The sequence below is a fragment of the Leucobacter sp. USHLN153 genome (genome assembly GCF_037145615.1).
In the GTDB taxonomy this organism is placed as follows: Bacteria; Actinomycetota; Actinomycetes; order Actinomycetales; family Microbacteriaceae; genus Leucobacter.
Map to the genome: position 1 here is coordinate 405,634 of NZ_JBBCXE010000004.1, position 25,467 is coordinate 431,100.

At 66.9% G+C, this 25,467-nt stretch carries 20 protein-coding genes and 2 tRNA genes; 15 read left to right on the plus strand and 7 right to left on the minus strand.

From position 1 onward, the window contains the following. Positions 1–55: 55 nt before the first annotated feature. Entirely contained in the window at positions 56–547 is a 492-nt protein-coding gene (locus WFH00_RS09750) for an S-ribosylhomocysteine lyase (protein ID WP_336660634.1), read from the minus strand. 170 nt (positions 548–717) lie between these two features. Next, positions 718–1,020: a hypothetical protein gene (locus WFH00_RS09755; RefSeq protein WP_336660635.1), complete on the minus strand. Its 303-nt coding sequence runs from the start codon at positions 1,018–1,020 to the stop codon at positions 718–720. Positions 1,021–1,429: 409 nt separating this feature from the next. Here WFH00_RS09755 and WFH00_RS09760 point away from each other — a divergent pair, with 409 nt between their 5' ends. From WFH00_RS09760 to WFH00_RS09775, 4 genes are all read left to right on the plus strand, one after another. Continuing rightward, entirely contained in the window at positions 1,430–1,999 is a 570-nt protein-coding gene (locus tag WFH00_RS09760; RefSeq protein WP_336660636.1) for a phosphorylase family protein, read from the plus strand. Between the two features lie 125 nt (positions 2,000–2,124). Beyond that, on the plus strand, positions 2,125–2,850 hold the full coding sequence (locus WFH00_RS09765; RefSeq protein ID WP_336660637.1) for a DUF981 family protein: 726 nt from the start codon (positions 2,125–2,127) through the stop codon (positions 2,848–2,850). Positions 2,851–2,895: 45 nt separating this feature from the next. Next, positions 2,896–2,983 (plus strand) — tRNA-Ser (locus tag WFH00_RS09770). Positions 2,984–3,311: 328 nt separating this feature from the next. Further along, positions 3,312–4,730: an MFS transporter gene (locus tag WFH00_RS09775; RefSeq protein WP_336660638.1), complete on the plus strand. Its 1,419-nt coding sequence runs from the start codon at positions 3,312–3,314 to the stop codon at positions 4,728–4,730. Positions 4,731–5,222: 492 nt separating this feature from the next. Here WFH00_RS09775 and WFH00_RS09780 read toward each other — a convergent pair. Next, positions 5,223–5,313: transfer RNA gene (locus tag WFH00_RS09780), tRNA-Ser, on the minus strand. A gap of 10 nt (positions 5,314–5,323) precedes the next feature. Further along, positions 5,324–7,861: a helix-turn-helix transcriptional regulator gene (locus tag WFH00_RS09785; protein WP_336660639.1), complete on the minus strand. Its 2,538-nt coding sequence runs from the start codon at positions 7,859–7,861 to the stop codon at positions 5,324–5,326. A gap of 442 nt (positions 7,862–8,303) precedes the next feature. On the opposite strand from WFH00_RS09785, the gene WFH00_RS09790 reads away from it, so the two are divergent. From WFH00_RS09790 to WFH00_RS09820, 7 genes are all read left to right on the plus strand, one after another. Further along, positions 8,304–11,033, plus strand: a complete 2,730-nt coding sequence (locus WFH00_RS09790) for a choice-of-anchor G family protein (RefSeq protein ID WP_336660640.1) — start codon at positions 8,304–8,306, stop codon at positions 11,031–11,033. Positions 11,034–11,185: 152 nt separating this feature from the next. Beyond that, positions 11,186–12,001: a DUF5819 family protein gene (locus tag WFH00_RS09795; protein WP_336660641.1), complete on the plus strand. Its 816-nt coding sequence runs from the start codon at positions 11,186–11,188 to the stop codon at positions 11,999–12,001. Further along, positions 11,998–13,113, plus strand: coding sequence for an HTTM domain-containing protein (locus tag WFH00_RS09800; protein WP_336660642.1), 1,116 nt, complete (start codon positions 11,998–12,000; stop codon positions 13,111–13,113). Before WFH00_RS09795 ends, WFH00_RS09800 begins: the two co-directional genes overlap by 4 nt. A 95-nt stretch (positions 13,114–13,208) precedes the next feature. Further along, a complete protein-coding gene (locus tag WFH00_RS09805; protein ID WP_336660643.1) occupies positions 13,209–13,859 on the plus strand; it encodes a TetR/AcrR family transcriptional regulator in 651 nt (216 codons plus the stop codon). A gap of 62 nt (positions 13,860–13,921) precedes the next feature. Then, entirely contained in the window at positions 13,922–15,559 is a 1,638-nt protein-coding gene (locus WFH00_RS09810) for an MDR family MFS transporter (RefSeq protein WP_336660644.1), read from the plus strand. 9 nt (positions 15,560–15,568) lie between these two features. Further along, positions 15,569–16,891, plus strand: coding sequence for a DNA repair protein RadA (gene radA, locus WFH00_RS09815; protein WP_336660645.1), 1,323 nt, complete (start codon positions 15,569–15,571; stop codon positions 16,889–16,891). Positions 16,892–16,922: 31 nt separating this feature from the next. After that, on the plus strand, positions 16,923–18,449 hold the full coding sequence (locus tag WFH00_RS09820; RefSeq protein ID WP_336660646.1) for a malate:quinone oxidoreductase: 1,527 nt from the start codon (positions 16,923–16,925) through the stop codon (positions 18,447–18,449). 123 nt (positions 18,450–18,572) lie between these two features. Here WFH00_RS09820 and WFH00_RS09825 read toward each other — a convergent pair whose 3' ends face one another. After that, positions 18,573–19,337: an HAD-IIB family hydrolase gene (locus WFH00_RS09825; RefSeq protein ID WP_336660647.1), complete on the minus strand. Its 765-nt coding sequence runs from the start codon at positions 19,335–19,337 to the stop codon at positions 18,573–18,575. Positions 19,338–19,383: 46 nt separating this feature from the next. After that, on the minus strand, positions 19,384–19,533 hold the full coding sequence (locus WFH00_RS09830) for a hypothetical protein (protein ID WP_336660648.1): 150 nt from the start codon (positions 19,531–19,533) through the stop codon (positions 19,384–19,386). A 168-nt stretch (positions 19,534–19,701) separates the two neighbouring features. Here WFH00_RS09830 and argF point away from each other — a divergent pair, with 168 nt between their 5' ends. From argF to WFH00_RS09850, 4 genes are all read left to right on the plus strand, one after another. Further along, positions 19,702–20,628, plus strand: a complete 927-nt coding sequence (gene argF / locus WFH00_RS09835; protein WP_336660649.1) for an ornithine carbamoyltransferase — start codon at positions 19,702–19,704, stop codon at positions 20,626–20,628. Continuing rightward, positions 20,625–22,073 carry an argininosuccinate lyase gene (gene argH, locus WFH00_RS09840; RefSeq protein ID WP_336660650.1) on the plus strand — a complete coding sequence of 483 codons (1,449 nt, stop codon included), beginning with the start codon at positions 20,625–20,627 and terminating at the stop codon, positions 22,071–22,073. Before argF ends, argH begins: the two co-directional genes overlap by 4 nt. Positions 22,074–22,110: 37 nt before the next feature. After that, entirely contained in the window at positions 22,111–23,436 is a 1,326-nt protein-coding gene (gene tyrS, locus WFH00_RS09845) for a tyrosine--tRNA ligase (RefSeq protein WP_336660651.1), read from the plus strand. 178 nt (positions 23,437–23,614) lie between these two features. After that, positions 23,615–24,409 carry a nitrilase-related carbon-nitrogen hydrolase gene (locus tag WFH00_RS09850; RefSeq protein ID WP_336660652.1) on the plus strand — a complete coding sequence of 265 codons (795 nt, stop codon included), beginning with the start codon at positions 23,615–23,617 and terminating at the stop codon, positions 24,407–24,409. On the opposite strand, the gene WFH00_RS09855 is transcribed toward WFH00_RS09850, so the two are convergent. Next, positions 24,360–25,337 carry an Lrp/AsnC family transcriptional regulator gene (locus WFH00_RS09855; RefSeq protein WP_336660653.1) on the minus strand — a complete coding sequence of 326 codons (978 nt, stop codon included), beginning with the start codon at positions 25,335–25,337 and terminating at the stop codon, positions 24,360–24,362. The two genes, WFH00_RS09850 and WFH00_RS09855, sit on opposite strands and share 50 nt — an antisense overlap. Positions 25,338–25,467: the final 130 nt, after the last annotated feature.

Sequence of the window (25,467 nt, forward strand, 5' to 3'; positions counted from 1 at the left end):
CGAAAGTTACCCGGACCCCAGGTGAGGGCTGGGCTGGGCTGGGACGGGCTCGCCGCTACGCGATGCGCGAGCGGTCGAACGGGTCGAGGCTGATGCCGCGGTCGAGCACGACGCGCGCCCACTCCTTCGCGGAGTGCAAACTGTGGTCGCGGTAGTTGCCGCAGCTCACGGCCTCGGTGCCGGGTACGTCGTCCCATGTGACGCGTTCGGCGAGATCCGCGAGCGACGTCTTAATGGCGTCGGCGACCGACGCGACCGAGGGCTCGCCCCAGGTGATCATGTGGAAACCGGTGCGGCAGCCGAACGGAGAGATGTCGATGAGGCCCTCGAAGCGCGTGCGCAGGAGGGCCGCGAGCGTGTGCTCGATCGTGTGGAGGCCGGCGGTCGGGATCTCTGCCTCATTCGGCTGCACGAGCCGGATGTCGAAGTTCGAGATCGCGTCGCCCTTGGGGCCGTGCTCCACGCCGATCAGTCGGACATAGGGGGCCAGCACCTTCGTGTGGTCGAGGGAGAAGCTCTCAACCTCGGCAAGCTCGACGTCGCTCATGCGCCCCAGTGTAACGGCGGAACGCTGCGCGTCATTTCGCCGCACCTGCTCAGTCGGCCCTGCAGCATCGCACTCTCCACCCCTGGGATCGGGGTAACTTGCGGTGCGTGTCACGGGCATAGCCGCTGCGACACGCACCGCAAGTTACCCGGATCCCACGAGGGGGCGGACTATGCCGCTTGGGCCAGGTCGCGGCGCGTGAACGCGATGCGAGCGTGATCGGCCTCGTCAGCCGTTGCGACGCGAACGTCCCAGCCGGCTCGGTCGAGGCGCTTCAGGTCGCGCCGGGCGTCGCTCAGGCGGTCGGTCTCGACCAGGTAGAGCGTGCGGCCGGAGCTGCGGTAGACAGAGCGGCGCTGCGCCCACTCGGGGACGAGCATCTCGTCGGCACCGCTCAGCGAGTGATACGGGGTACGGAGCGTCGCGACGGGGCGCGGGCTTACGGTTTCGGGCATACGGGTATGCGTAGTCATGGTGTTCCTTTCGTGGCGCACCATCATGGTGCGCGGCCCGCCGAGTGGTTCTCGGGGGCGAGCCCGGTCTCGGGCTCCTGCGCTGCATCGCTCGGTCTGCGTCGGTACAGGCCGTTCGGCATCGGGTATGTGTGCTCTCAGGCGATACGGATCGCACTGGGCACGTCACCGAAACCACAAGCGGAGCGCTCAGCACCGGCCTCATCGGGAGGAGGACCTCGGCGGAGGTCTTCGGTGCGGGTGGGTGCCAACTGCTGCGGAGTTGAGTTGAGTTGATCCTGACGTGCCAATGACGGCGATCACGCAGCGGGGTCGAACACCCGACCCTTCATATTAGAACATGTTTTCGAAAAGCGCTAGTGTTGGTTCGGAAATTTCGATGGGCGTGCAAGCGCCGCTGGGAGCGACGATGTCTGACCGATCCACCCTGCTCGTATTCGCCCACCGCGACGAGGCCTCCGCGTTCGCGGATGTGCCGCACCTGGTCACCGGGGTCGGCAAGATCAATGCGGCGGTCTCGCTCGCCGCGGAGCTCGCCGGTCCGCGCGAGCGGGCCATCGAGCGCGTCGTCGTGCTCGGCACCGCGGGAGTGGTGAGCGACGGAGCCGATCGGCCGTCACTCGACGAGGTGTATCAGGTCACGGCCGCGGTGCAGCACGACTTCTCGCTGCCTTCGCCGGAGCTCGCGATGAGCGGCCCCGCGATCCTGCCCCCCGAGCACACCGCGGTGATCGCGACCGGCGACGTCTTCGTGCAGAACGACGCCCAGCGCGTGACGATCGCCGACGCTGGGGCGAGCCTCGTCGACATGGAATCGTATGCGTACGCGAGCGTGTGCGCACGCTTCGGGGTCGAGCTGCAGATCTTCAAGGTGCCGTCGGACTTCGCGGACTCGTCGACGACCGATGAGGAGTGGGACACGATCGTGTTTCGCAAAAGCGAGCAGCTGCGGGAGTTCTGGGACGCGCGGCTCGCGTGATCGGGGCGCGCGTGACTCGCGCGTGACCCCGACTGCGCCCACGGGTCAAGGGCGTGGTGCCGCCCCGCGCTGAGGGTATAGACCTGGAACGTCGCCGCAAATCGTGGGCGACGGGAAGGGGAACAATGATTCCGATGGAATCGGGCGGGCTCGTCGTCGACTGGACGCTGATGCCGACGTACAACACCATCATGTCGCTCGCCGCTGGAGCGGGACTGCTGTGGATCGTCGGACTCGGTCGCGCGCTCCGCAAGCGGGATGAGTTCGCGCCGGAAGGCTGGGCGCTCGCCGCGGCTGTGCTCGGCGCGATACTCACGATCACGGGTGCGCACATGACGCTGACCTGGCCTCTCGCGGCCTACTTCCCGTTCGACAACATCATTTTCGGTGAGCCGAGCCTCGGCTTCGGCGTGCTGCTGCTCGCGGCGGCGTTCCTGCTGTGGAGGCGCTCTGCCCTCATCATGGAGTCGCCGGACCCGGGCGCCACACTCGCCCGAATCGCTCGCCCGCTCAGTGTGTTCGTGTTCGGGTTGGGTCTCGCGCTGTTCGGGATCGCCGCAGCCGGCATGGTGTTCCAGTTGTTTGCAGCTCCGCCCGAGGAGCCCATCTCGGGCGCATTCGCCGAGTACCCGTGGATCGAGGCGACGTTCATGTCAGGGCTGTTCGCGCTCGTCGGCGTCGGGGCCGTGCTGTTCCCGTTCGCGCTGCGCGGGTTCACATCGTCGGCGAAACCGAGGGGGATCGCGACCGTCGCGGGCGTCGTGTGGGGTCTGACCGGGCTCGCCTTCCTGCTGTTCGGCGCACTCAATTACTTCACGCACATCGGGCTCATCATCAACACGTCGGCTTAGCGCGTCGATTGGCGTTCGCGGGGCGGATCGCTTAGGCTCTTCCGCGGTGACGTGTCCGAGCGGCCGAAGGTGCAACTCTCGAAAAGTTGTGTAGGGTAACCCCCTACCGTGGGTTCAAATCCCACCGTCACCGCGGCAGACCCCCTCCCTCGGGAGGGGGTCTTTGCGTTTTCGTTGGGATTTTCTGAGAACCCAATACGGGGCCGCGAGGGCGCAGCCCAGCGGCGTGCGCGCGCAACGCTTCGCGTTGCTCTGAGCGCGCGGCCGGGGTTCAAATCCCACCGTCACCGCTGCAGACCCCCTCCTTCGGGAGGGGGTCTTTGCGTTTCCGGGCCCGGTCATTTGCCCTTCAACAGAAGATCGGCGTTCATCACCCCTGAAAGTCCCGGTTTAGTTCTGATGAGGGATGATCCGCTGCCCAACTCACGGCGCATCGGCCGGAGCGCGCGTATCCTGCTCACATGTCCGACACTGCGCCGTCCGCGCACCTAGAGCCTGAGCCGACGCCCGCGCCGAGTACCGTGCTCAGTGCGCAGCAGCGCCTCGTCGTCACGATCGCGATTCTCGCCTCCTTCGTCACCTCGCTCGACATGTCGGTCACGAACGTTGCCCTCCCGCGCATTGCGATAGATCTCGGCGGCGGGCTCTCGACCCAGCAGTGGGTCGTCGACGCGTATCTCGTGACGCTGAGCGCCCTCATGCTCCTCGCGGGCTCCATTGCCGACGCTTACGGCCGTGTATTCATCATGCGGATCGGCCTCATCGGTTTCGGCATCGCCTCGGTCGCCGTTGGTCTCGCCATTTCCCCGGAGATGATGGTCGCCGCCCGCGCGCTTCAGGGCGCGGCGGGAGCGTTCCTCCTCCCGAGCTCGCTCGCGCTCATCACCTCGAGAATCTCGGGCCCCGCGCAGGGGCGGGCGATCGGCACCTGGACCGCAGCGACGACCGGCGCGATGATCGTCGGTCCGCTGCTCGGCGGTCTCTTCACCGATTACCTCTCGTGGCGCCTCGTGTTTCTCATCAACATCGTGCCGATCGCGGTCACGCTTTGGCTGCTCGTGCGGCTGCGCGGGACCGATGACCGCAAGCGCAGCGTGCGCATCGACTGGTTCGGCGGGGCGGCGGCAGCGCTCGGTCTCGGGCTCGCGGTGTGGGCGCTGATTGAGCAGCCGGCGCACGGCTGGGGGAGTCCGATCATCTGGGTTCCGCTCGGGATCGGCGCAGTGCTCCTGGTGATCTTTCTCTCGTGGCAGACCCGCGCGGTAGCGCCGATCCTGCCCCTCTCGCTCTTCCGCGTGCGCAATTTCTGGACCGGCAATCTCGCCACGCTCTTCATCTACGCCGCCCTCGCGCTGAACGGGTTCGTGGTCGGGGTGTACCTGCAGAACCCGAATGGCCCGGGGCTGACCGCGACCCTCGCCGGCCTCGCGAGCCTGCCCATCACGATCTTGATGGTGCTGCTGAGTTCGCAGGTGGGGGCGCTCGCCGGCCGATACGGGCCGCGGATCTTCATGACGGTGGGGCCGATCCTGCTCGGCGTCGGAGCGTGGTTGCTGCTGCTCGTCAGCGAGCCGTTCTCGTACTGGTGGCAGGTGCTGCCCTCGATGGTGGTGATGGGGCTGGGGCTCTCGATCATGGTCGCGCCACTGACGGCCGCGATCCTCGGTGCTATCGGGCCCGAGCGCAGTGGAATCGCCTCCGCCGTGAACAACGCGATCTCGCGAGTTGCCGGGCTCATCGTGATCGCGCTTCTCGCGACCATCGTCGGGGGTGCGCTCGATCTTCGCGGATTCCACAACGCTGCGCTCGTGACGGGCGCGCTGTTCATCGCGGGTGCGGTCGTCTCGTGGTTCGGGATCCGCAATCCGCCCAGGGCGTAGAGGCCGAGGCGAGATTCGCGGCTCCCGCTTGCGGCTCGCGCTGGGCCGTGTTCAACGTCGCATTTCGCACCAGCACACGTGATTCTTCGGTTTCGGGTGTGATGAGCCGTGATCTTCTGTTGAAGGACAAACGGCAGGGGGAAACGCAAAGACCCCCTCCCGAAGGAGGGGGTCTGCAGCGGTGACGGTGGGATTTGAACCCCGGCCGCGCGCTCAGAGCGACGCGAAGCGTTGCGCGCGCACGCCGCTGGGCCGCGCCCTCGCGGCCCCGTATTGGGTTCTCAGAAAATCTCACCGGAACGCAAAGACCCCCTCCAAAAGGAGGGGGTCTTTATGGCGGTGACGGTGGGATTTGAACCCCGGCCGCGCGCTCAGAGCGACGCGAAGCGTTGCGCGCGCACGCCGCTGGGCCGCGCCCTCGCGGCCCCGTATTGGGTTCTCAGAAAATCTCACCGGAACGCAAAGACCCCCTCCGAACGGAGGGGGTCTTTATGGCGGTGACGGTGGGATTTGAACCCACGGTAGGGGGTTACCCTACACAACTTTTCGAGAGTTGCACCTTCGGCCGCTCGGACACGTCACCGCGGAAGAGCCTAGCGCATCCGGCTAGCGGCGCGCGAATCCGGTCGCGATTCTTCGCGCGGCTGCTTGGGCTTCGACTCGGGCCCGGCGAATTCGCGCATGATGCTCGCGAGTTCCGCACGGTTCGCGGCCCCGAGCTTCGCGCGCGCCTGCGCGAGGTGGGATTCGACGGTGCGCACGCTGCACCGCATCTTCTCCGCCATCTCCTTGTTCGTCAGGCCGTCGACGGCGAGCCGAGCGGTGGCGAGTTCCCGCGGGGTGAGGTGCGTTCCCGACGGAAGCTCGTGAAAAGTGAACCAGGGGTCCGACTGACGAGCGCTCTGCTCGAGCTGCTGCAGCAGCGATGTGCATCGGTTGACGCTTCCGGTCGCTCGGCGGCGCACGTAGATGCTCCGAGCTTCTTGTATCGCGAACGCCGCGGGGCCCCAGAAGTGCTGCTGTGCGAGCTGTTCTGCTGCGGCGAGGAGCGCGGTGGGGTTACGGGACCCGACCGCTTGCACGTGCAGCCTTGCCAGTTTCGCGATGGGAAGTTCGCGGGGGTCTTTCTCGGGTTGCGAGTGGAGGCGACCGTAGCGTTGAGGCCGAATCCCAATGCGATCGAGGCGGCCCCCAACGTAGGCGAGGAACTGGGCGGTGAGATCTTCCGCGTCGGGAATGACGTGCGTATTTGCGTAGCCATCGACGGCGCGAGTGATCTCGTGGCCGGTGTGGCTGATAAAAGCCCGGAGTCGGGCGGGGATAAATTTTGGTAGCCGCCCCTCCATGAGCTCCCACTCGGTGTGGGCGCGGCGCAGGTCGCCCGCGAGCAGTGCCTTGCCGGCGGCTCCCAGGTGCGTCAACCAGATGCGATGCAGCGGGGTGCCGGGGAGCGCTTCGGCGAGCGCGTCGAGCGCGGCGTCGCTACCGGAGGTGTCGCCCATGTAGAAGGCGAGGAGCGCCTCGGTCACGACGGCCGTTTGCGCGAGATCACGCAGTTCTTCGGACGTGTTCATCGCGATCCCGGTCGCCCTGGCAATGCGCTCGACTGGGGTCGCCGTGCGCTCCGGTTGCATGCCCCGCCGCACGTTCTCAAGGTCGACGAGTTGCTCAGCAAGGAGCGAGATCTCGCGGATCGGGTGGCGAGCCGCGATTTCGGCAAGGGCATCCGGATCGATGCTCGCGTGATCGTTCCATCGAGCGATGACGAGCTTTCCGTCGAGTTCATCTCGGTCGGAATCGAGTAAGGATCCCGTCTCCGGCGGCGCGTCGGGCTGCGGCAGCGATGACTCCACGAGGAACTGAGCGGTGAGAGCTTGGCGAGCGAGGCGACTCGCGAGCGATCCCTCGTCTGCGTTCCCCGCAGCACTCAACGCGCGCATCCCTGCGAGCGGGCCGTGCAGCACCATTGCGACGCGTGCGCGGTCGAGCGGAGCGAGTGAGACGCCGATCTCGGCGCCGCGCAACAGCAGGTCGCGCACTTCTCCAGTCGCGCCGAACGCGAGAAAGTCGATGGCGACGCGTCGTACGAGCTCGCCCCGCACCGCGTCGCCTCGCGCCTGCTCAGCCGCCTCCGGGTGGATCGCGCCGGAGCTTCGAGATGCGCAGAAGTACGCTTCGCGGTCGGTGAGCGAGACTCCGAGCGACTCCTGGGCTTGGAGGCGGTTCGCGACTTGGCGTTCGAGCTCGGCAAGTTGCGCCGGATCCGCACGGAGCCGAAGCGCGGACGCGTACAGTTGCGGCACGCCCCACAGCGTCTCGTCGTGCGGCACTTGTACCAAGAGTCCATGTGCCGTGAGCGCCGCGACTGCGGGGGCTCCCACGAGAGCGTTCTGGCCCGCATGCGTGCGCGGATCGAGTTCGGAAAGCACTACCGCCGTTGCAATGTCTCCATCCGACAATTCCGCGATTGCGAGCGAATCCGCGTAGCGAAACGTCTCGAGATTAAGATCGCGCAGGGGCGCAGGGCTGACCGCTGGCCAGGGTGCGGATCGCACCGCACCGAGAGCCGCGAGCTGCAGGAGTTCGAGGAGCCACGCGGGCCTTCCCCATGACATCTCGTGCAGGGATCCGCTCGTGCACGCGTCGAGGTATTCCGAGCGGGTCTCAGCGATGATGCGCAGGGAGTCTGCGTACGTGAGCGGCTCGAGTCGCACATATCGCGTCATGGAGGTGTCGGATCGCGGCGCGACCAGGGCGTTCCATTCGTCGTCGGCGAGGTGCGGCCGCGCCGGGTGATCCTCCGCGTATGCGCAGACTCCGCGAGCACCGGACCGCACCCGATCGCGGAGCACGGTCAGGGCTTCGGGCGACACATATTCGAGGTCGTCGAGCACGTGAACGGCGTCGAGGGGAGCACTCGCGAGGCGATCCGCTGCATCTGCGTCGCGCATGCTCAGTGAGCAGACTGCGGTGCCGGATCGACGCAATGTCGCAGAGAGTCCGCCGAGTACGGCGGTGCTCCCGCTTCCCCTCGTGCCGACAAGCACGACAAGTCCCGGCTGCTCCAGCTCGTGCATGAGTCGCACATAGACGTCGTGACGCACGCCGTCCCACCGCATGGCTCGTTCCACGCCTTCCCCCCTTGAAAGACGGACCGTTGCACCGTCTCACGTCAGCATGAGCGGCTCCTTATCTCTCAAGATAGCGAGTCCGGAGCCCCGCTGATTACCACCTTGCACGGGGCTTGACAAAAAAATTTGCGATGCTCTAAGCAAAATCTCAGTACTGCCCGAATCCTGTTTCAGTGTCTTACTTCGTGTGCATTCGTAATGCGGGAATCCGTCGCTCTGGAGGCAAGTTTGTAAATACGCTCCACGTGGGGAGGACTGCGTCCACCTTTCGGCCGTCGCGGGGGGCGAGGGTTCGGTAGCCAGAAAAAAAGGGGGGTATCCGATGGGGTATCGAGAAGACAGACGGAAAACGCGCCTGAGAGCGCTCAGGCGGCCGGCCGCCGCAGCCGTGGTCGCGGCGACAGCGTTGGCATCGGCATCAATTTTCGGGTCATCGGCGGCGTTGGCAGATCCGCAGACCCCGAGCGCAACCGCGGAATCCGCAGCGCACGCGCACGGTCTCTTCGTCGATGGACTGGGGCTCGACATTGTCGACTCCGCGGGCACGGTGAGTGAATACCCTGACGCTCCGAGCCCAGAGCCCAACGGACTGAACCTCGAGCTGCTGCAGACGCTGAACATCACCGCCGGTGATGTCAACATTCCGCTGCTCGCCACTCCTGAGCAGGCCGGCTTGCTGAGCCTTGGCGATCTCGGAACCCTGTCGAGCTACTCGGCCTCGTCGTCGGCGTCGACGTCGGTGGCATCGTCGGGAGTCATCACTGACGAGGGAGCAATCGATCTTGGTCCCGTGGAGGATCCCACGAGCTTCAATCCCGCCTCGGTCAATGCCAGCTCCTTGGTGCGGGAGGTTCTGGGCGACGAGACGGCTGATGCGCTCCTTGACGATGCAACGCTCAGCATCGGCGCGCTCGCTTCGCGGGTCGAAGCTGAAGACGGGGTGGCGACTTCGGAGTACTCGCTGACTGGACTCGACCTTCAGATCTCGAGCCCCTTCGTTGATGGCCTCGTCGATGATCTTGACACCTTCAGCGGCACGCTGATCGATCCGATTGAGGCCCTCCTCGCTGAGGACGGGAGCGTCGAGCAAATCGTTTCAGGGCTCGCCGACACGATCGACGCCCTTCCCTTGACGACCGCTTCTGTGGACAGCCTCGGACTGGACACCTCGTCGCTGACCACGGAGCTCCGGGCTCAGCTGCTGGAAACGCCGTTGCAGAACACGGACGGCAGCGTGACGGTCGACCTGGATGCAGGCACGATCGGGGTGGATCTTGACCGTCTCGTCGTCGAGGGTGCTGACGCTGAAAGTCTGAGCGACCTCGGCCCGAACACGGAGGTTCTGAGCGGCCCTACCGTGGACGCGATCCTCGATGGTGTCACTGACGCTCTGCTCGGCGGCGGCACGAACTCGCTCGTCAGCAAAGCGACCACCCTTATCGAGCAGGGTATTTACGGCGTCGGGGTCAATGCGAGCCTCCAGGTCGGCCTTGAGGCTGATGTCCTCGGCGCAGTGATTCCGGTGGCCAATGGGCCGCTCGCGATCTCCGGCACTATCGGTGGCATTCTTGACCAGCCGGGTTACGCCCCCCTCGACGTCGATGCGGAGGGCGTGCAGCTGCTCGGCGGGCTTCCGAGCCCCGTGGATCTCGGAGCCTTGTTGGATCCGGTCCTCGACCTCGCGGAGGGCGTTCTGAGCTCGATCACGGGCGCCATCGTGACGCCTGCGTCAAACGTCGTTGACGACGTCGAGGACGACCTCAACGCGTTCCTGACTCCGCTCGTGACGGAACTGCTGGACGAGGCGCTCGAGCCAGTGCTCGAGCAGGTTCTCGCTGTCACGATCAATGAGCAGCCCAGTCTGCTCGAGGGTGGAGTGAGCGACCTCGGGCCCGAAGGCTTCACAACTCGTGCGCTCAGCATCTCCGTGCTTCCACTGCTCGGTGAAGGTTCTGTTGACGTGGAGCTCGGCTCGTCGACCGTCTTCCCGGCTGCTCCTGCGGCTGTGGCGGTGCTCAACGCCTCGCCGAACCCGGTGGAGCAGGGCGGAGTCGTCACGCTGACCGGAGGCGGCTTCGAGAGCGGTGAAGATGTCACGGTGACTCTCCCGGATGGCAGCACTACTACGCTGACCGCTGGTGAGGACGGCACAATCTCGACGACGTGGGACGTACCCGCTGCATACGCTCCTGGCACCGCAACCTTCACGGCAACGGGCGGCACGAGCGGCCTGAGCGCAACGACGACCACGGAAGTAATCGCTGCGTCCACCGCGACCCTCCAGGCGACGCCGAACCCGGTGCAGCAGGGCGGCACCGTCACCCTCTCGGGCGGCGGTTTCGACAGCGGCGAGGATGTCGTTGTGACTCTTCCGGACGGCGAAGAGACGACCGTCACCGCTGAGGAGGACGGCTCGTTCAGCACCACGTGGGACGTGCCCGCCGATTTCACACCGGGAACCGCAACCTTCACCGCGACCGGCGAGACGAGCGGCCTCAGCGCCACGGCGACGACCGTGGTGGAAGCGGCGGACGGTGATGCGGATGCGAACGTGAACGCCTCGGCGTCGGCATCAGCTTCGGCGGACGCGGCGGCGGACAATGCGGCGACTGCATCAGCTCAGGCGGCCGCTCAGGCTGCGGCAAACGCTAATAACACGAGCGACGCTTCTGCGGCCGCGGATGTGACGGCTGATGCGGCGGCGGCTGTCGCTGCGAACGCGAATGCCTCTTCGGAAGCTTCGGCTCGTTCAAACGCCGCTGCGGCGGCTGCGGCTATGGCGAGTGCGAACTCGACGGCGAACTCAGCAGCCAACGCAGACGCATCTGCCGCCGCCACGGCGTCGGCGAACGCGGATGCCACGGCTGCGGCGAGCGCGGCATCCGATGCGGCCGCGACCGCGACCTCGTCGGCGGACGCGTCTGCGGCGGCCTCTGCGGATGTCGCTGCGGACGCTTCGGCCACGGCGAGTGCCTCGTCGAATTCGAGCAGCACGTCGAACGCGAGCGGATCCGCCTCCGCAAGCGCTTCGAGTAATGGCGGTCCGAACCACCTGGTCAACACCGGTGGCTCGAGCCCGCTCGTGTTCGGCATCGGAGGCGTCGTGCTTCTGCTTGTCGGCGCGGGCGTGATGCTCGCGACGCGTCGTCGGAAGATGATGCGCCGTGGGTAACCCGTAGGGGGAACGAACACGGGGGAACGGGTGTGCGGCCGGGAGAGATTCCGGCCGCACACCTATTTCTACGCAGCGCGAGCGTCGCGCCGTTGCCCGCGCGTAGGCGCTGCTACATTCGCAACGAATCCCTGATGGAAACAGGAGCACACGTGACATCACGAACGACCCCGGCGGAACCGAAGCCGCGCAAGCTCTGGGTGCGCCTGGTCGCTCTCTTAGCCGTGCTGCTAGCGGGATGGCACATCCTCGCCTCATTCCTCTGGATCGCACCGTTCTCCGCGAATGCCCGCGAGATCGTGCCGGGGAACGCGCTGAGCTCGTACATGCTTCCGATGTTCGGTCAGTCGTGGAGCGTGTTCGCTCCCGAACCGATCAACGGCGATTACCACTTCAATGTGCGCGCGGTGCTCGAGGACGAGTCGGGTGAACGCACGGAGACAGGGTGGGTGAGCGCGACCGATGTCGAGATCTCGATGATCCGCTACAACCTCACGCCGCCCCGCGCCGGCATCCAGTCGACGGAACTCGCGTCGAGCTTCAAGTCGTCGTACGACGCTCTCACCGACGTGCAGCGCACGATAGCGGGGGGCAACTTCACGACGGAGAAGTGGGAGGTCGGGCTGCGAGCCGCGCTCGAGAACGAGGGCAAAAATTCCGCGCAGGACGCGGCGCAGACGGAGAAGAACGCGAACGCTGTCGAGGAGTTCATGGCGGATGATCACCGCGCGACCGCCTACGCGACGCAGGTGGCGAAGGCCGTGTGGGGCGATGAGGTCGTACAGGTGCAGTATCGGGTGAGCCGTCAGAACGTGATCCCGTTCGCTCAGCGACATAACCCGCGGGCAGAGCGGCCGGAACCCACCGTCGTGCTCCCCGGATGGCGCACTCTGGTCGTCGAGCAGGGTCAGAACGAGGGGAACTTCGCCGACGTCTTCCGGCGCCAGTTCGAGAGGATCTCAGAATGAGCGAGCGCGAGCGTAGCCGCGGCTTCGGTGCGTTTCTCGGCAGCCTCGTCGCGGCCGTGTGGTCGGCGGTGTGGCAGGCGATTTCGCGCGCGGTCTCCTTCGTCGAGGAGTGGTTGTTCAGCGGCAAGAAATCGGTGTACGGCCTGGCGGTCACGCGCATCGTCTTCGGGCTGACGGCGCTCGGGCTGCTGCTCGCGAACTTCCGCTCGCGCCTGTACACGTTCGGCTCCGGTTCCGCGTGGAACGGCGAGCTCGCCGAGCCCGTCAGCGACTTCCCGAAGATCTGGTTCTTCAGCGCGTTCCACGCGGTGGCGGCCAACGATGTCGCGTTCACGCTGCTCTACATCGTGCTCATGGGGCTCGCGGTGCTCTTCGTGCTCGGCTGGCGATTCCGGATCGTGCTCCCCGTGTTCTTCGCGCTGTGGGTCGGTTTCATCGAGATGAACGACATGGTGGGCGATCAGGGCGACAATATGTTCCGGATCGCGCTGGTGCTCATGTTCTTCGCGGATCCGGCGGCACGCTGGTCGCTCGACGCGCGTCGGCGGCGGAAGGCCGAGTGGTTCCCCGAGGGCACCTCCGGCAATCAGATCGGCACCGTGCTCCATAATCTCGCGCTCGTCGCGCTGACGGCGCAGGTCGCGTTCGTCTATGCATCGGGCGGCCTCTACAAGGCGCAGGGATCACCGTGGGCCGAGGGGTACGCCGTCTACAATCCGCTCCACACCATGCGCTTCGGCACCTGGCCGGTGCTCAGCGACATCGTCACCGCTTGGGGCCCCGCCGTCGCGATCGGCACGTGGGGTTCGATCATTCTGCAGGTCACGTTCCTGCTGATGCTGCTCTCACGCCCCACGCGACTTTTCGCGCTCTTCGGCATCCTGAGTTTCCACATCGCGATCGGCGTGCTGATGGGCCTGCCGTGGTTCTCGCTCACGATGATCGCGATCGACTCCATCTTCATTCGCGACCGCAGCTGGCAGCGCCTGAGTGATTCGGTGTCGGAACGCTGGCGGACGCATATGGGGCGCGACGAGCCCGCCTCGGGCAGCGTGCGATCCGCGGCCGAAGAGACAGCACCGAGCCGCGAGGCGGCCGTCTCGAGCCGCTGATACGCGAACTCCCGTGAAGGGGGCAGGATCAGCCCACCGTGGCGATCCTGCCCACTTCAGTGCACTCTCAGCTCGAAAGTGCAAAAATGCACTTTATGGAACAAAGTGCAAAAGATGTGCGCTCTCGCCGGAGACTTTCGACCGAGCGCACGTTGAGCACGCTCGCCCGGACGTGGACCGCGGAGCGCGGACTCGCCGGGTACACCGTCGAGGAGCTCTGCGAAGCGGCGGGAGTATCGCGGCGCACGTTCTTCAACTACTTCGCCTCGAAAGAGGACGCCGTGCTCGGCATGCCGAATGACCGCCACGACGAGCACCTGACCGAGGCCTTTCTCGCGGGCGCGGCCGACGCCGAGCGCTCCGAATCGGGGCTTAGTGTCACGCTCATCGACGATTTCGTCGAGCTGTTCCGCGGTCGATGGGAGGCGCTCGAGGTCACCCTCGATGACGCGCAGTCCTTCTTCGCCGCCCTCGAGCGCGAGCCGAAGCTGCACCGGCGCGTCTTCGACCACATGCGTGCGAGCGAGCTCATCGATATCGGACTCATCGAGGCGCGGGAGGGGCTGACGGCGGGTGATCCGCGTGCCTCGACCCTCGTGCATCTCATCGGCGCCATCAATCGCATCGTGGTCGAGGAGTATTTCGCCCTGCACGAGCGCGATCCCGACGGGCCGCCGCTGGGCATCGAAGTGTTCGCTCGCATGCTGCGTGAACGCGTTGCCCTCGCGCGCAACTTGCTGCGGTAACGCGGCGCGCCGAACCCAGCTCCCTCACCGACGTTCCACTCACCCCACTTCGAAACGGAATCATGACTGCACCCGCCACCCCGTTCCTGCTGACACAGCGGAGAATCTGGATCATTTTCGGCGCCCTGATCGCCGGCATGCTCCTGTCGAGCCTCGATCAGACCATCGTGTCGACCGCCATGCCCACGATCGTCGGTGAGCTCGGCGGCGTCGAGCACCAGGTCTGGATCACCACCGCGTACCTGCTCGCGACGACCATCGTTATGCCGATCTACGGCAAGTTCGGCGATGTGCTCGGGCGACGGGGCCTCTTCCTCCTCGCGATCGCGCTCTTCACGCTCGCGTCCGTGGGCTGCGCGTTCGCGACCAACTTCTGGGGCTTCGTCGTCTTCCGGGCGATGCAGGGCCTCGGCGGGGGTGGGCTGATGATCCTGTCTCAGGCGATCATCGCCGACATCGTGCCGGCGAACGAGCGCGGCAAGTACATGGGCCCGCTCGGCGCCGTCTTCGGGCTCTCGGCGGTGGCCGGGCCGCTGCTCGGCGGATACTTCGTCGACCATCTCACCTGGCAGTGGGCGTTTTACATCAACATTCCCGTCGGCATCGCGGCGTTCATTATCGGTGTGATCGCGCTTCGCCTGCCGAGCAAGCGGGCGACTCAACCGATCGATGTGCTCGGAGTCGTCTTCCTTTCTGCGGCCACGACCTGCCTCATTTTCTTCACGGATTTCGGCGGAGACAAGGAATTCGGGTGGAGCTCGCTCGCTACCTGGGCATGGGGCGCCGGCCTCGTCGTCGCCGCGACCGCCTTCATCATCGCCGAGGCGCGAGCCAAGGATCCGATCATTCCACTCGGCTTGTTCCGCAACCCGATTTTCGTGAACGCGACCGCGATCGGCCTCGTGCTCGGCGTCGGCATGTTCGCGGCGATCGGCTTCGTGCCGACCTTCCTGCAGATGTCCTCGGGCACCTCCGCGGCGGCATCGGGGCTCCTGATGATCCCGATGATGGTCGGCCTGATGGGCACGTCGATCTCGTCGGGCATTGCGATCTCGAAGACCGGGAAGTACAAGATCTACCCGATTCTCGGCACCATCGTGACGGCGATCGCGATGACGGCGATGACCTCGCTCGCGGCGTCGACGCCCGTCTGGCTGATCTGCGTCTATCTGTTCATCTTCGGCGCTGGTCTCGGACTGATCATGCAGGTCGTGGTGCTAGTGGTGCAAAACGCGGTACCGGCCGCGCAGATCGGGACCGCGACGAGCACGAACAATTACTTCCGCGAGGTCGGTGCGTCGCTCGGCACCGCGGTGTTCGGCACCATCTTCACGACGCGGCTTGCGGAGAATCTGACGGACGTGTTCGCGGCGGCGGGGGCGAGCGCGGAGGATGCCGCGACCGCGACGGCAACGATCGACCCAGCGACGCTGAACGCCCTGCCCGACGACGTGCGATCGGGCGTCGTCACGGCGTATGCGGACGCGCTCGCGCCGGTGTTCTGGTACCTGATCCCGTTCATTGCGCTCGCATTCCTGCTCTCGCTCGTGCTCAAGCAGATTCCGCTCTCGGACCAGGCAGGTCTCGTCGCCCGCGGTGAGGCCGTGGGTGGCGAAGAGGCCGAGCGGCTCGAGGCAGAGCAGCGGCGGGGCGGATCGCGCGAAGCCGCCGCGATCAAGAATGTCGGTGGCCCCGAATAGGCTCGCCTCATGGCGAAAACGAGTGGCGCGTACACCTGCACCGAGTGCGGCTGGCAAACCTCCAAGTGGGTCGGGCGGTGCGGTGAGTGCCAGCAGTGGGGCACGGTCGTCGAGCAGGCGCGCACCGGCGCATCGCTCGCGCGCACGACACGCGCGGCGGCTCCCGCGGCGGGTCGTGAGGCGCGCCCCATCACGGAGCTCTCCGGCGATTCCGTGCGGCACCACCAGACCGGCATCGGGGAGCTCGACCGCGTGCTCGGGGGAGGGGTGGTGCCGGGCGCCGCGATTCTCTTCTCGGGTGAGCCGGGCGTCGGCAAGTCGACGCTGCTGCTCGATGCGGCGGCGCGGGCCGCGCAGACCGGGGCGCGCGTGCTCTACGCGAGCGGCGAGGAGTCGACCGGCCAGATCCGCATGCGCGCCGAGCGCACCGGCGCGCTGCATGACACGCTCTACCTCGCGAGCGAGACCGATCTCGCGACCGTGCTCGGGCACATCGAGGCGGTCGACCCCGAGCTCGTGATCGTCGACTCCGTGCAGACGCTCGCGAGCGACCAGATCGACGGCGGTGCCGGCGGGCCGGCGCAGGTGCGCGAGGTCGCGGCTGCCCTCATCCGGGCGGCGAAGGGGCGCGGCACGCCCGTGATCCTGGTCGGCCACGTCACGAAGGACGGCTCGGTCGCGGGGCCTCGACTCCTCGAGCACCTCGTCGATGTCGTCTGCCACTTCGAGGGCGACCGTCAGACCTCACTGCGGTTCCTGCGCACGCTGAAGAATCGCTACGGTCCCACTGACGAGGTCGGGTGCTTCGAGATGACGGATCGCGGCATCTCCGAAGTCCCCGACCCGAGCGGCCTGTTCCTCAGTCGCACCGCCTCGCCAGTCAGCGGCACCTGCGCGACGGTCGCGATGGAAGGGCGGCGCGCGCTGCCGGTCGAGGTGCAGGCACTCGTGGCGAAGAGCGCGACGCCGAATCCGCGGCGGGTCACCGGTGGAGTGGACCCGTCGCGTGTCGCGATGATTCTCGCGGTGCTGGAGCGTCGATTCGGGGCGCGGTTGCACGACCAGGACGTGTACGTGTCCACGGTCGGAGGCGTGAAGCTCGCTGAACCGGCTGCCGATCTCGCGATCGCGCTCGCGGTGCTCTCGGCGCTCGCTGACCGACCACTGCCGCACGATCTCGCGGCGTTCGGTGAGATCAGTCTCGCGGGTGAGATCCGTCCGGTTTCGGGCGGGGCGCAGCGATCGACGGAGGCCGCGCGGCTCGGCTATGTGCGGGTCGTGGACTCGTCAGCGCAGACCCTCGATCGTGCTCGCAGCGAAGCCGGGTTCTAGCACCCCGTGAGCGGGGATAGACTTGCACACCGTGAGCAACAACACCGTAGACGTCGTCCTCATCGGTGGCGGCGTAATGAGCGCCACGCTGGGAACACTCATCAAGCAGGTCCAGCCCGATTGGTCGATCGAGATCTTCGAGTCACGCACCGAGGTCGCGACCGAGAGCAGCAACGCGTGGAATAACGCGGGCACGGGGCACGCCGCCCTCTGCGAGCTGAACTACATGCCCGAGGGCAAGGACGGCAGCCTGTCGACGGCCAAGGCCATCGACATCAACGAGCAGTTCCAGCTCTCTCGCCAGTGGTGGTCTTCGCTCGTGGAGCAGGGCGTGCTGGGCGAGCCCTCGTCGTTCATCAACGCGACCCCGCACATGACGTTCGTGCGCGGCGCGGAGAACGTCGACTACCTTCGCCGCCGCTGGGAGCTGCTGCGCAGCGAGCCGCTGTTCGCAGACATGCAGTTCAGCGACGATCCCGAGCAGATCGCAGAGTGGGCGCCCCTGCTCGTCGACCGCCGCGCCAAGGATGAGGTCTTCGCCGCGACGCGCTCCGAGAGCGGCACGGACGTCGACTTCGGCTCGGTCACGCGCCAGCTGATCGACCACCTTGTGGACGAGGGCGCGCAGTTGAACCTCGGCGCACAGGTGCGTAAGCTCCGCCGCCGTGCTGACGGCACCTGGGACGTGTTCGTGCGTAACCGCTCCGGCTACGCGACCACCATGGTCAACGCGAAGTTCGTCTTCGTCGGCGCGGGCGGCGGCGCGCTGCAGCTGCTGCAGTCGTCGGGCATCCCCGAGATCAAGGGCTTCGGCGGCTTCCCGATCAGCGGCAAGTTCCTGAAGACGAGCAACCCCGAGATCGTGCGCGCACACAAGGCGAAGGTCTACGGCAAGGCCGCGGTGGGCGCGCCCCCGATGTCGGTGCCGCACCTCGATACGCGCGTCGTCGACGGCGAGGAGAGCCTCCTCTTCGGCCCGTACGCGGGCTTCAGCCCGAACTTCCTGAAGAAGGGTTCCTGGTGGGACCTTCCGGGATCCATCCGCACGCACAACCTCGGCCCGATGGTCAAGGTCGGTCTGACGGAATTCGCGCTCGAGAAGTATCTGCTCGGCGAGCTCCTCGCGAGCCGTGAGAAGCAGATGCAGACGCTGCGCGAGTACATGCCGACGGCGCGCACTGAGGACTGGGAGATGATCGAGGCCGGTCAGCGCGTCCAGGTCATGAAGCGCGACCCGAAGAAGGGCGGCATCCTGCAGTTCGGCACCGAGGTGATCACGGGAGGCGACGGCACCATCTCCGGTCTCCTCGGCGCCTCGCCCGGCGCTTCGACCGCGGTCTACGCGATGCTCGGAGTGCTCCGCAAGTGCTTCCCCGAGCAGTTCACGAGCAAGTGGGAGGCAGTCTTCACCGAGCACGTGCCCGCGCTCGCAACCGGTGGCCTGAACGACCACCCGGAGCTCGCAGCGGAGTCGCTCGCGCACACCTCCGAGGTGCTCGGGTTGGTGCCCGCGCAGGCCAGCGCGACGAGTGAGGTCGCGGTCTCCTCCGAGGCGTAAGCGGCGGAACCGCACAGCACGAGAGGCTGTTCACCGATCGGTGAGCAGCCTCTCTTGCGTCCGGGATCGTGTCGATGCAGCGGTGCTGCAGCGCTGAGGCGTTGCAGTGCCGAGGTGCTGCGGTCACCCGGCGAGCAGGTCCTCCAGATACGTCGCCGTGTCTTCCCAGCCCGTGACCGCGTGACAGCGAACCCCGAGCGCGAGCACCGGGTAGTCGTTCCCCTCGGGATCGAGTCGATCGCCGATGAACAGCATGTCGTCGAGCGCGATGCCGGTGTACTCGACCAGCTTCCGCATCCCGTAGGCCTTATCGATGCCGCGTCGCGTGATGTCGACGGACGTCGAGCCCCCGCTGCGAGCCTCGAGCTCGGGAAGGCGGGCGGCGACAGCGGCCCGAAGGGCGTGCTTCTTCGCGCCGTCCGGATCCCACGCATGTTTCGCAGCGAGCGGCGCGCGCTGGCCCAGGGCGGAGAAGGTGATCTGCGAGCCGCGATCCTCAAGAATGTCGCCCCAGGGCTCTGCTTCCCAGAGGCCGAGGCGCTCTGCCTCCTCGCGCAACGCTTCAAGTGCCTCGCGTCGCTGGTCCTCGGTGAGTTGCTCCTGGTATACCGTCACCCAGCGACCCTGATCCCGCCGCTCGTAACGCGTGCCGCAGGTGGGCAGAAGATGCAAGCGTTCAAGGGCCTCTTCGTCGATCTCGTCAATGGCATCGAGCTGCGACACCAACTGCGCCTCGAACTGCGAGAAGTTGCCTCCCGAGATCACGGCCACGGAGGTTTCGTGCAGGAGGCGCGTGAAGACGCCGAGCATGCGGGGATCGAGCGCGGACTTCGAGGGCGCGAGCGTGTCGTCGAGGTCGAAGGCGACCAGCCGGGGGAGTGCCGTCATGGAGTGAGTGGGTGAGTTCGGCAGCGGTACCGAGCGTGCGACCGGACTAGTGCATCAGCGACGCGTCGCCGCTGAAGTCGATGGGCGACTGACCGGTCACCGCGGAGATGACGACCAGCACGAGGGTCGCAGCGGCCGCCCCGATGAATACGACGCCGTAGACAAGTGCGATCGCGTCGAAAATCTTGCTGAACATGCTGGGTCCCTCCGCTGCGGGTGTGATGGGTGCTGACTTCGGTATTCAGCCTAGCGCGGGCGACCGTGGCCCTTGACCCGTCAGGCGGCCCCGCGAACCAGGGGCTCCCGTCACGGACGGTGCGGCCGGCGAGCGAGGCGCGGGCGCTCCGCGTCTAGACTGATACGGGTGACCCGACATTTTCTCCGTGACGACGACCTGAGCCCGGCAGAGCAGCGCGAGGTGCTGGAACTCGCAGCCCGCCTGAAGCGCGAGCCGTTCTCGGAGCGACCTCTGGAGGGGCCGCGCTCGGCAGCAGTCTTCTTCGACAAGACCTCGACCCGCACGCGCTTCAGCTTCGCCGCCGGGATTTCGGAACTCGGTGGGGCGCCGATCATCGTCAATGCCGGTGAGGCTCAGCTCGGCGTCAAGGAGTCGATTGCCGACACCTCCCGGGTGCTCTCGCGGATGGTGTCGCTCGTGGCCTGGCGCACCTTCGCCCACGCCGGGCTCGAGGAGATGGCCTCGAACTCGAGCGTTCCCGTGATCAACGCGCTCTCCGACGACTTCCACCCCTGCCAAATTCTCGCCGATCTCCAGACGATCCGAGAGCAGAAGGGGGAGCTCGCGGGGCTCACGGCTGCCTACCTCGGCGACGCGGGCAACAATATGGGGCACTCCTACCTCCTGGGGTTCGCGACGGCCGGCATGCATATTCGGATCGCGGGCCCGGAGGGGTACCACCCTCGCGCGGACATCGTCGCGGATGCCGAGCGCATCGCGGCGCGGACCGGCGGAAGCGTGACCATCCTCACCGACCCCGCCGAGGCAGTATCCGGCGCAGATGCGGTCATCACCGATACCTGGGTGTCGATGGGTCACGAGTCGGAGAAGGCGGAACGAGTCGCCACGTTCGGCCCCTATCGGGTGACGGCCGAACTGATGTCGCTCGCCGCCGCCGACGCCGTTTTTCTGCACTGCCTCCCCGCGTATCGTGAGTTCGAGGTCGCGCCCGAGGTCATCGACGGCCCGCAGAGCGTCGTGTGGGATGAAGCCGAGAACCGAGTGCACGCGCAGAAGGCCCTGATGGCCTGGTTGCTGAAGGAGAGCGAATGACCGAGCAGACCGAGCCTGTGAACCGCGACGAGCCGGGCAACCGAGCCGGTGAGAGCGGTGCCCTCTGGGGCGGCCGATTCGCCAGCGGCCCGTCGCCGGCGCTTGCCGCACTCTCGAAGTCAACGCAGTTCGACTGGATCCTCGCGCCCTACGACATCCGCGGTTCGAAGGCGCACGCGACCGCGCTCGCCGCCGCGGGGTACCTCAGCGACGACGAGCTGCGCGAAATGCACGCCGCCCTCGACGAGCTCGCGGCTCGCGTCGCCGATGGCCGCGCGCAGCCCGCTGAGGAAGACGAGGACGTGCACTCCGCGCTCGAGCGCTTGCTCATCGAGATCACGGGCGTGCAGCTCGGCGGCAAGCTTCGCGCCGGACGCAGCCGCAACGACCAGATCGCGACACTCGTGCGTCTCTATCTGTTGGATCACGCTGCCGTGATCCGCACCATGCTGCTCGAGCTGCTCGACGCGATCGCGGATCAGGCGGCGGCGCATTCCGACGCGATTCTGCCGGGCCGCACACACCTGCAGCACGCGCAGCCGGTGCTGCTCGCGCACCAGCTCGCGGCCCACGCCTGGCCGATCGTACGCGACCTCGAGCGCCTGCGGGATTGGTCTGCACGAGCCTCCTTCTCTCCCTACGGTGGCGGCGCTCTGGCCGGCTCGTCGCTCGGGCTGGACCCCCGACTCGTGGCTCAGGAGCTCGGCCTCGGCGATCCGCTCGAGAATTCGATCGATGGCACGGCCGCTCGCGACGTCGTCGCGGAGTTCGCGTTCATCGCGGCCCAGCTCGGCATCGACCTCTCGCGTCTCTCCGAGGAGATCATCCTCTGGAACACGAAGGAGTTCGGCTTCGTTCGTCTGCATGACGGCTACTCGACGGGGTCGAGCATCATGCCGCAGAAGAAGAACCCCGACATCGCGGAGCTCGCGCGGGGCAAGTCGGGTCGCCTGATCGGCAACCTCACGGGGCTCCTCACGACGCTCAAGGGCCTGCCGCTCGCCTACAACCGCGATCTGCAGGAGGATAAGGAGCCGGTCTTCGACTCGATCGCGCAGCTCGAGGTGCTGCTGCCGGCCTTCACCGGCATGGTCGCGACGCTCACGTTCGACACGAAGCGCATGGCTGAGCTCGCGCCGCAGGGCTTCTCGCTCGCGACCGACGTCGCCGAGTGGCTCGTGAAGCAGGGTGTGATCTTCCGCGACGCGCACGAGATCTCCGGTGAGCTCGTGCGGTACTGCGAGGAGCGCGGGATCGAGCTGCACGAGCCGAGCGATGCCGAGCTGGCATCGGTCTCCGAGCACCTGACGCCCGGTGTGCGCGAGGTGCTCACGGTCGAGGGCTCGGTGAACTCTCGAGTGGGTGCGGGCGGCACCGCGCGCGTGCGGGTCGATGAGCAGCTCGAGCGACTCGCGGAGCGCATCGCGGAGTTCCGCGCGCTGTAAGGCGGGCGGCGGGAGCGGCGGCCGCGCACGCGCTACGATGACAGGCGTGTCTGAACTGAACGAGCGCACCGAGATCCTTGCCGCCCAGAGCAACGACGACAGCTTTTCGACGCTGTGGGAAGAGCTTGAATGGCGCGGCCTGATCCACGTCTCGACCGACCCCGAGGCGCTGTCAGACCTGCTCGAAGGTGACCCGTTCACCTACTACTGCGGCTTCGACCCGACCGCGCCGAGCCTGCACCTCGGCAATCTCGTGCAGTTGCTGCTGCTCCGTCGACTCCAGCTGAAGGGCCACCGGCCGCTCGGGCTCGTCGGCGGATCCACCGGACTCATCGGTGACCCGCGCCCGACCGCTGAGCGCACGCTCAACAGCCGTGACACGGTCGCCGAGTGGGTGACGCGCCTGCAGGGGCAGGTGACGCGATTCCTCTCGAGCGAGGGGGACAGCGCGGTGCGGCTCGTCAACAATCTCGACTGGACTGCGCCGCTCTCGGCGATCGACTTCCTCCGTGAGGTGGGCAAGCACTTCCGCGTCGGCACGATGCTGAAGAAGGACGCGGTCGCCGCGCGCCTCAACTCGGAAGCGGGCATCAGCTACACCGAGTTCAGCTACCAGATCCTCCAGGGCTTCGACTTTCTCGAACTGTTCCGCCAGTACGACTGCAAGCTGCAGACCGGCGGCAGCGATCAGTGGGGCAACCTCACGAGCGGCACCGACCTCATCCGCAAGGTCGAGGGCGCCGCGGCGCACGCGATCGGCACGCCGCTCATCACGAACTCCGACGGCACCAAGTTCGGCAAGAGCGAGGGCAACGCGATCTGGCTCGACGCTGACATGTGCTCGCCGTACACGTTCTACCAGTTCTGGCTGAACCAGGCCGACGCCGATGTGATCGACCGTCTGAAGGTCTTCACCTTCCTGTCGCGCACCGAGATCGAGGAGTACGCGAGGCAGGTCGAGGCCGAGCCGTTCAAGCGGGCGGCGCAGAAGCGACTCGCGCTCGAGGTCACGACGCTCGTGCATGGCGCCGCGGCGGCGCAGGGAGCGATCGACGCATCGGGCGCGCTCTTCGGCCGGGGCGACCTCACCGCGCTCGATGAGCCGTCGCTGCGCGGCGCGGTCTCCGAACTGGTGCAGGCGCCCGGCACGGTCGGCACGCCCGTGACGCAGCTGCTGGTCGACACGCAGCTCGTCAAGAGCCTCGGCGAGGCGCGGCGCGCGATCGCGCAGGGAGGCGTGTACGTGAACAACGTTGCGGTCGAGAGTGAGGATCGCCTCCTCGAGGCGAACGATCTCCTGCACGGGGCCGTCGCCGTGCTCCGCCGTGGCAAGAAGACGCTCGCGGGCGTGCTCGCGAGCTGATTCGCCGCTTGCTCGCGAACGCGAGCAGATCCGCCTCCGGTGCTCGCGAGCGCGAGCAGATCCGCCCACCTTTCGAGTGCGAAAGCGCGTAATCTGTTGCTCGGGGGCCGGGCCACGAGCAGAATTCGCGCTTTCGCGCTCCCGCTCTGTGTACGCATCCCCGGAATGGAGTTCCCCTATGCGCATCGCTCTGCTGCAGACCTCGGCCGAACCGCTGAACCCCGAGGCGAACCTCGCGGCGATTCGCGACGCAGCGGAGCGCGCGCGTGCAGCAGGGGCGGAGCTGCTCCTCACACCCGAGCTCTTCGTGAGCGGGTACGCGCCGGTCGAGCTCGCTGACTGGCTCACGCCCGAGCGAATCGCAGATTTTCCTGAGGCGCTCTCGGCAATCGCGCGCGAGACGGGTATCGCGGTTGCGGCGGGCTTCCCGCTCGCCCGCCCCGACGAGAGCTACGCAATCGCCGCGGGGCTCTGGGATGCGGCGGGCGACGAGGTGCTGCGCTACGAGAAGGTGCACCTCTGGGGCGCCGACGAGCGACTCGCGTTCACGCCGTCGAGCACGCCCCCGCGCGTTGCCGAGTGGAACGGGCGCCGCGTCGCATTCCAGATTTGCTACGACATCGAGTTCCCGGAGCCCGCGCGCTTCGCCGCGGCGCAGGGCGCTGACCTGCTGCTCGTGCCGACCGCCATCGACGGGGACTCCGCCTACGTGCCCGAGGTGCTCGTGCGGGCGCGTGCCGCGGAGAACCGCATCGTCGTCGCTTACGCCGATCACTCAGGCGGGATCTTCGCGGGCCTGAGCATTGTCGCGGGATTCGAGGGAGCCGTGCTCGCGAGTGCAGGCACCGAGGCGGAGCTGCTCGTCGCCGATCTGCCCGATCCCGAGCCGTCCGATCTCGAGCGCCCCTCCGTGGGAGCCGGGGCTATGTATCTGCAGGATCATCGCCCCGAGGTCTACGCGGCCTGGCGCTGAGAAGGTCGCCCTCTCCGTACTGCTCCTTCACGATCCGCATGTTCGCCCAGGTGTCGATGGCGGCGACGTCCGGAAGCGTGCGCATGCGGTCCGCGAGGTCGATGAGCTCCTCGTGACCATCCGCGGAGAGCGTGACGATGAGGTCGTAGTCACCCGTCGTAACCGCGACGAACTCCGGGTCGAGTGAGCGGACGCTGTCGAGGGCATCGGCGATTTTGCCGCGAATCTGCACACCGACTCCGAGCGATGGCGACTCCAGACGCTCGGCCCGCCCGGTGCCGCTCAGCGCACCACGAGCCGGGATGCCGACCACCTTCACTGCGCCTTCGCGCGTCAGCCGCTCGAAGCGCAGTCGCGCGCCGCTCGGTGAGATGCCCGCGGATTCGCCGAGCTCCCGGAACGATGCCCGGCCGTCGCGCTGCAAGTGCCGCACTATCGCGCGATCCGCATCGTCGATAACGAAGGACGTGCGGCCGGTGCGAAGTGGAGAGTAGCGGTTCACTTCGATGCTCTCGTAGAGGTGCGTGCGCACCTCACGCACGCCCGGTAGCTCGCGGATCAGGTCTACGGTGTCGCGTAGGTGCGGGTCAGCGCCGACGCGCACTTCCACGTCGATGGCGTGGCGACCGCTGATGTCGGCGACGAAGGTTGATTCCGGCATCGCTGCGAGCGCGTCGCGCACGGGCGAGATCGGTCCGTCGACGGTCAACTGCAGGTAGGCGAAGCGTTCGAGTCCGAGCAGGTCAGGGCTGATCGAGACGGTGAGGCGTAACTCACCGCGGGCGACGGCGCTCTGCACGATCTGCGTCACCTGCCGTCGGGTGACGCCGAGGCTCGCCGCAATGCGCGAGTAGCTCGCGCGGCCGTTTTCGCGAAGGCCGTGGAGTACTTGTCGTCGGAGCTCCGCCGGTTCGGGTGTCGCAGTCACGTTCGCATCTTAGTTCTCATCGGTCGATGCGCGACATTTTGGCACCCTTCGTCGACATCAAGGGATCTCATGTGCATGAATGTGCCCGAAATGCGTCATTCGCGCAGTCTCACCGAGGCGGGGAGAACGA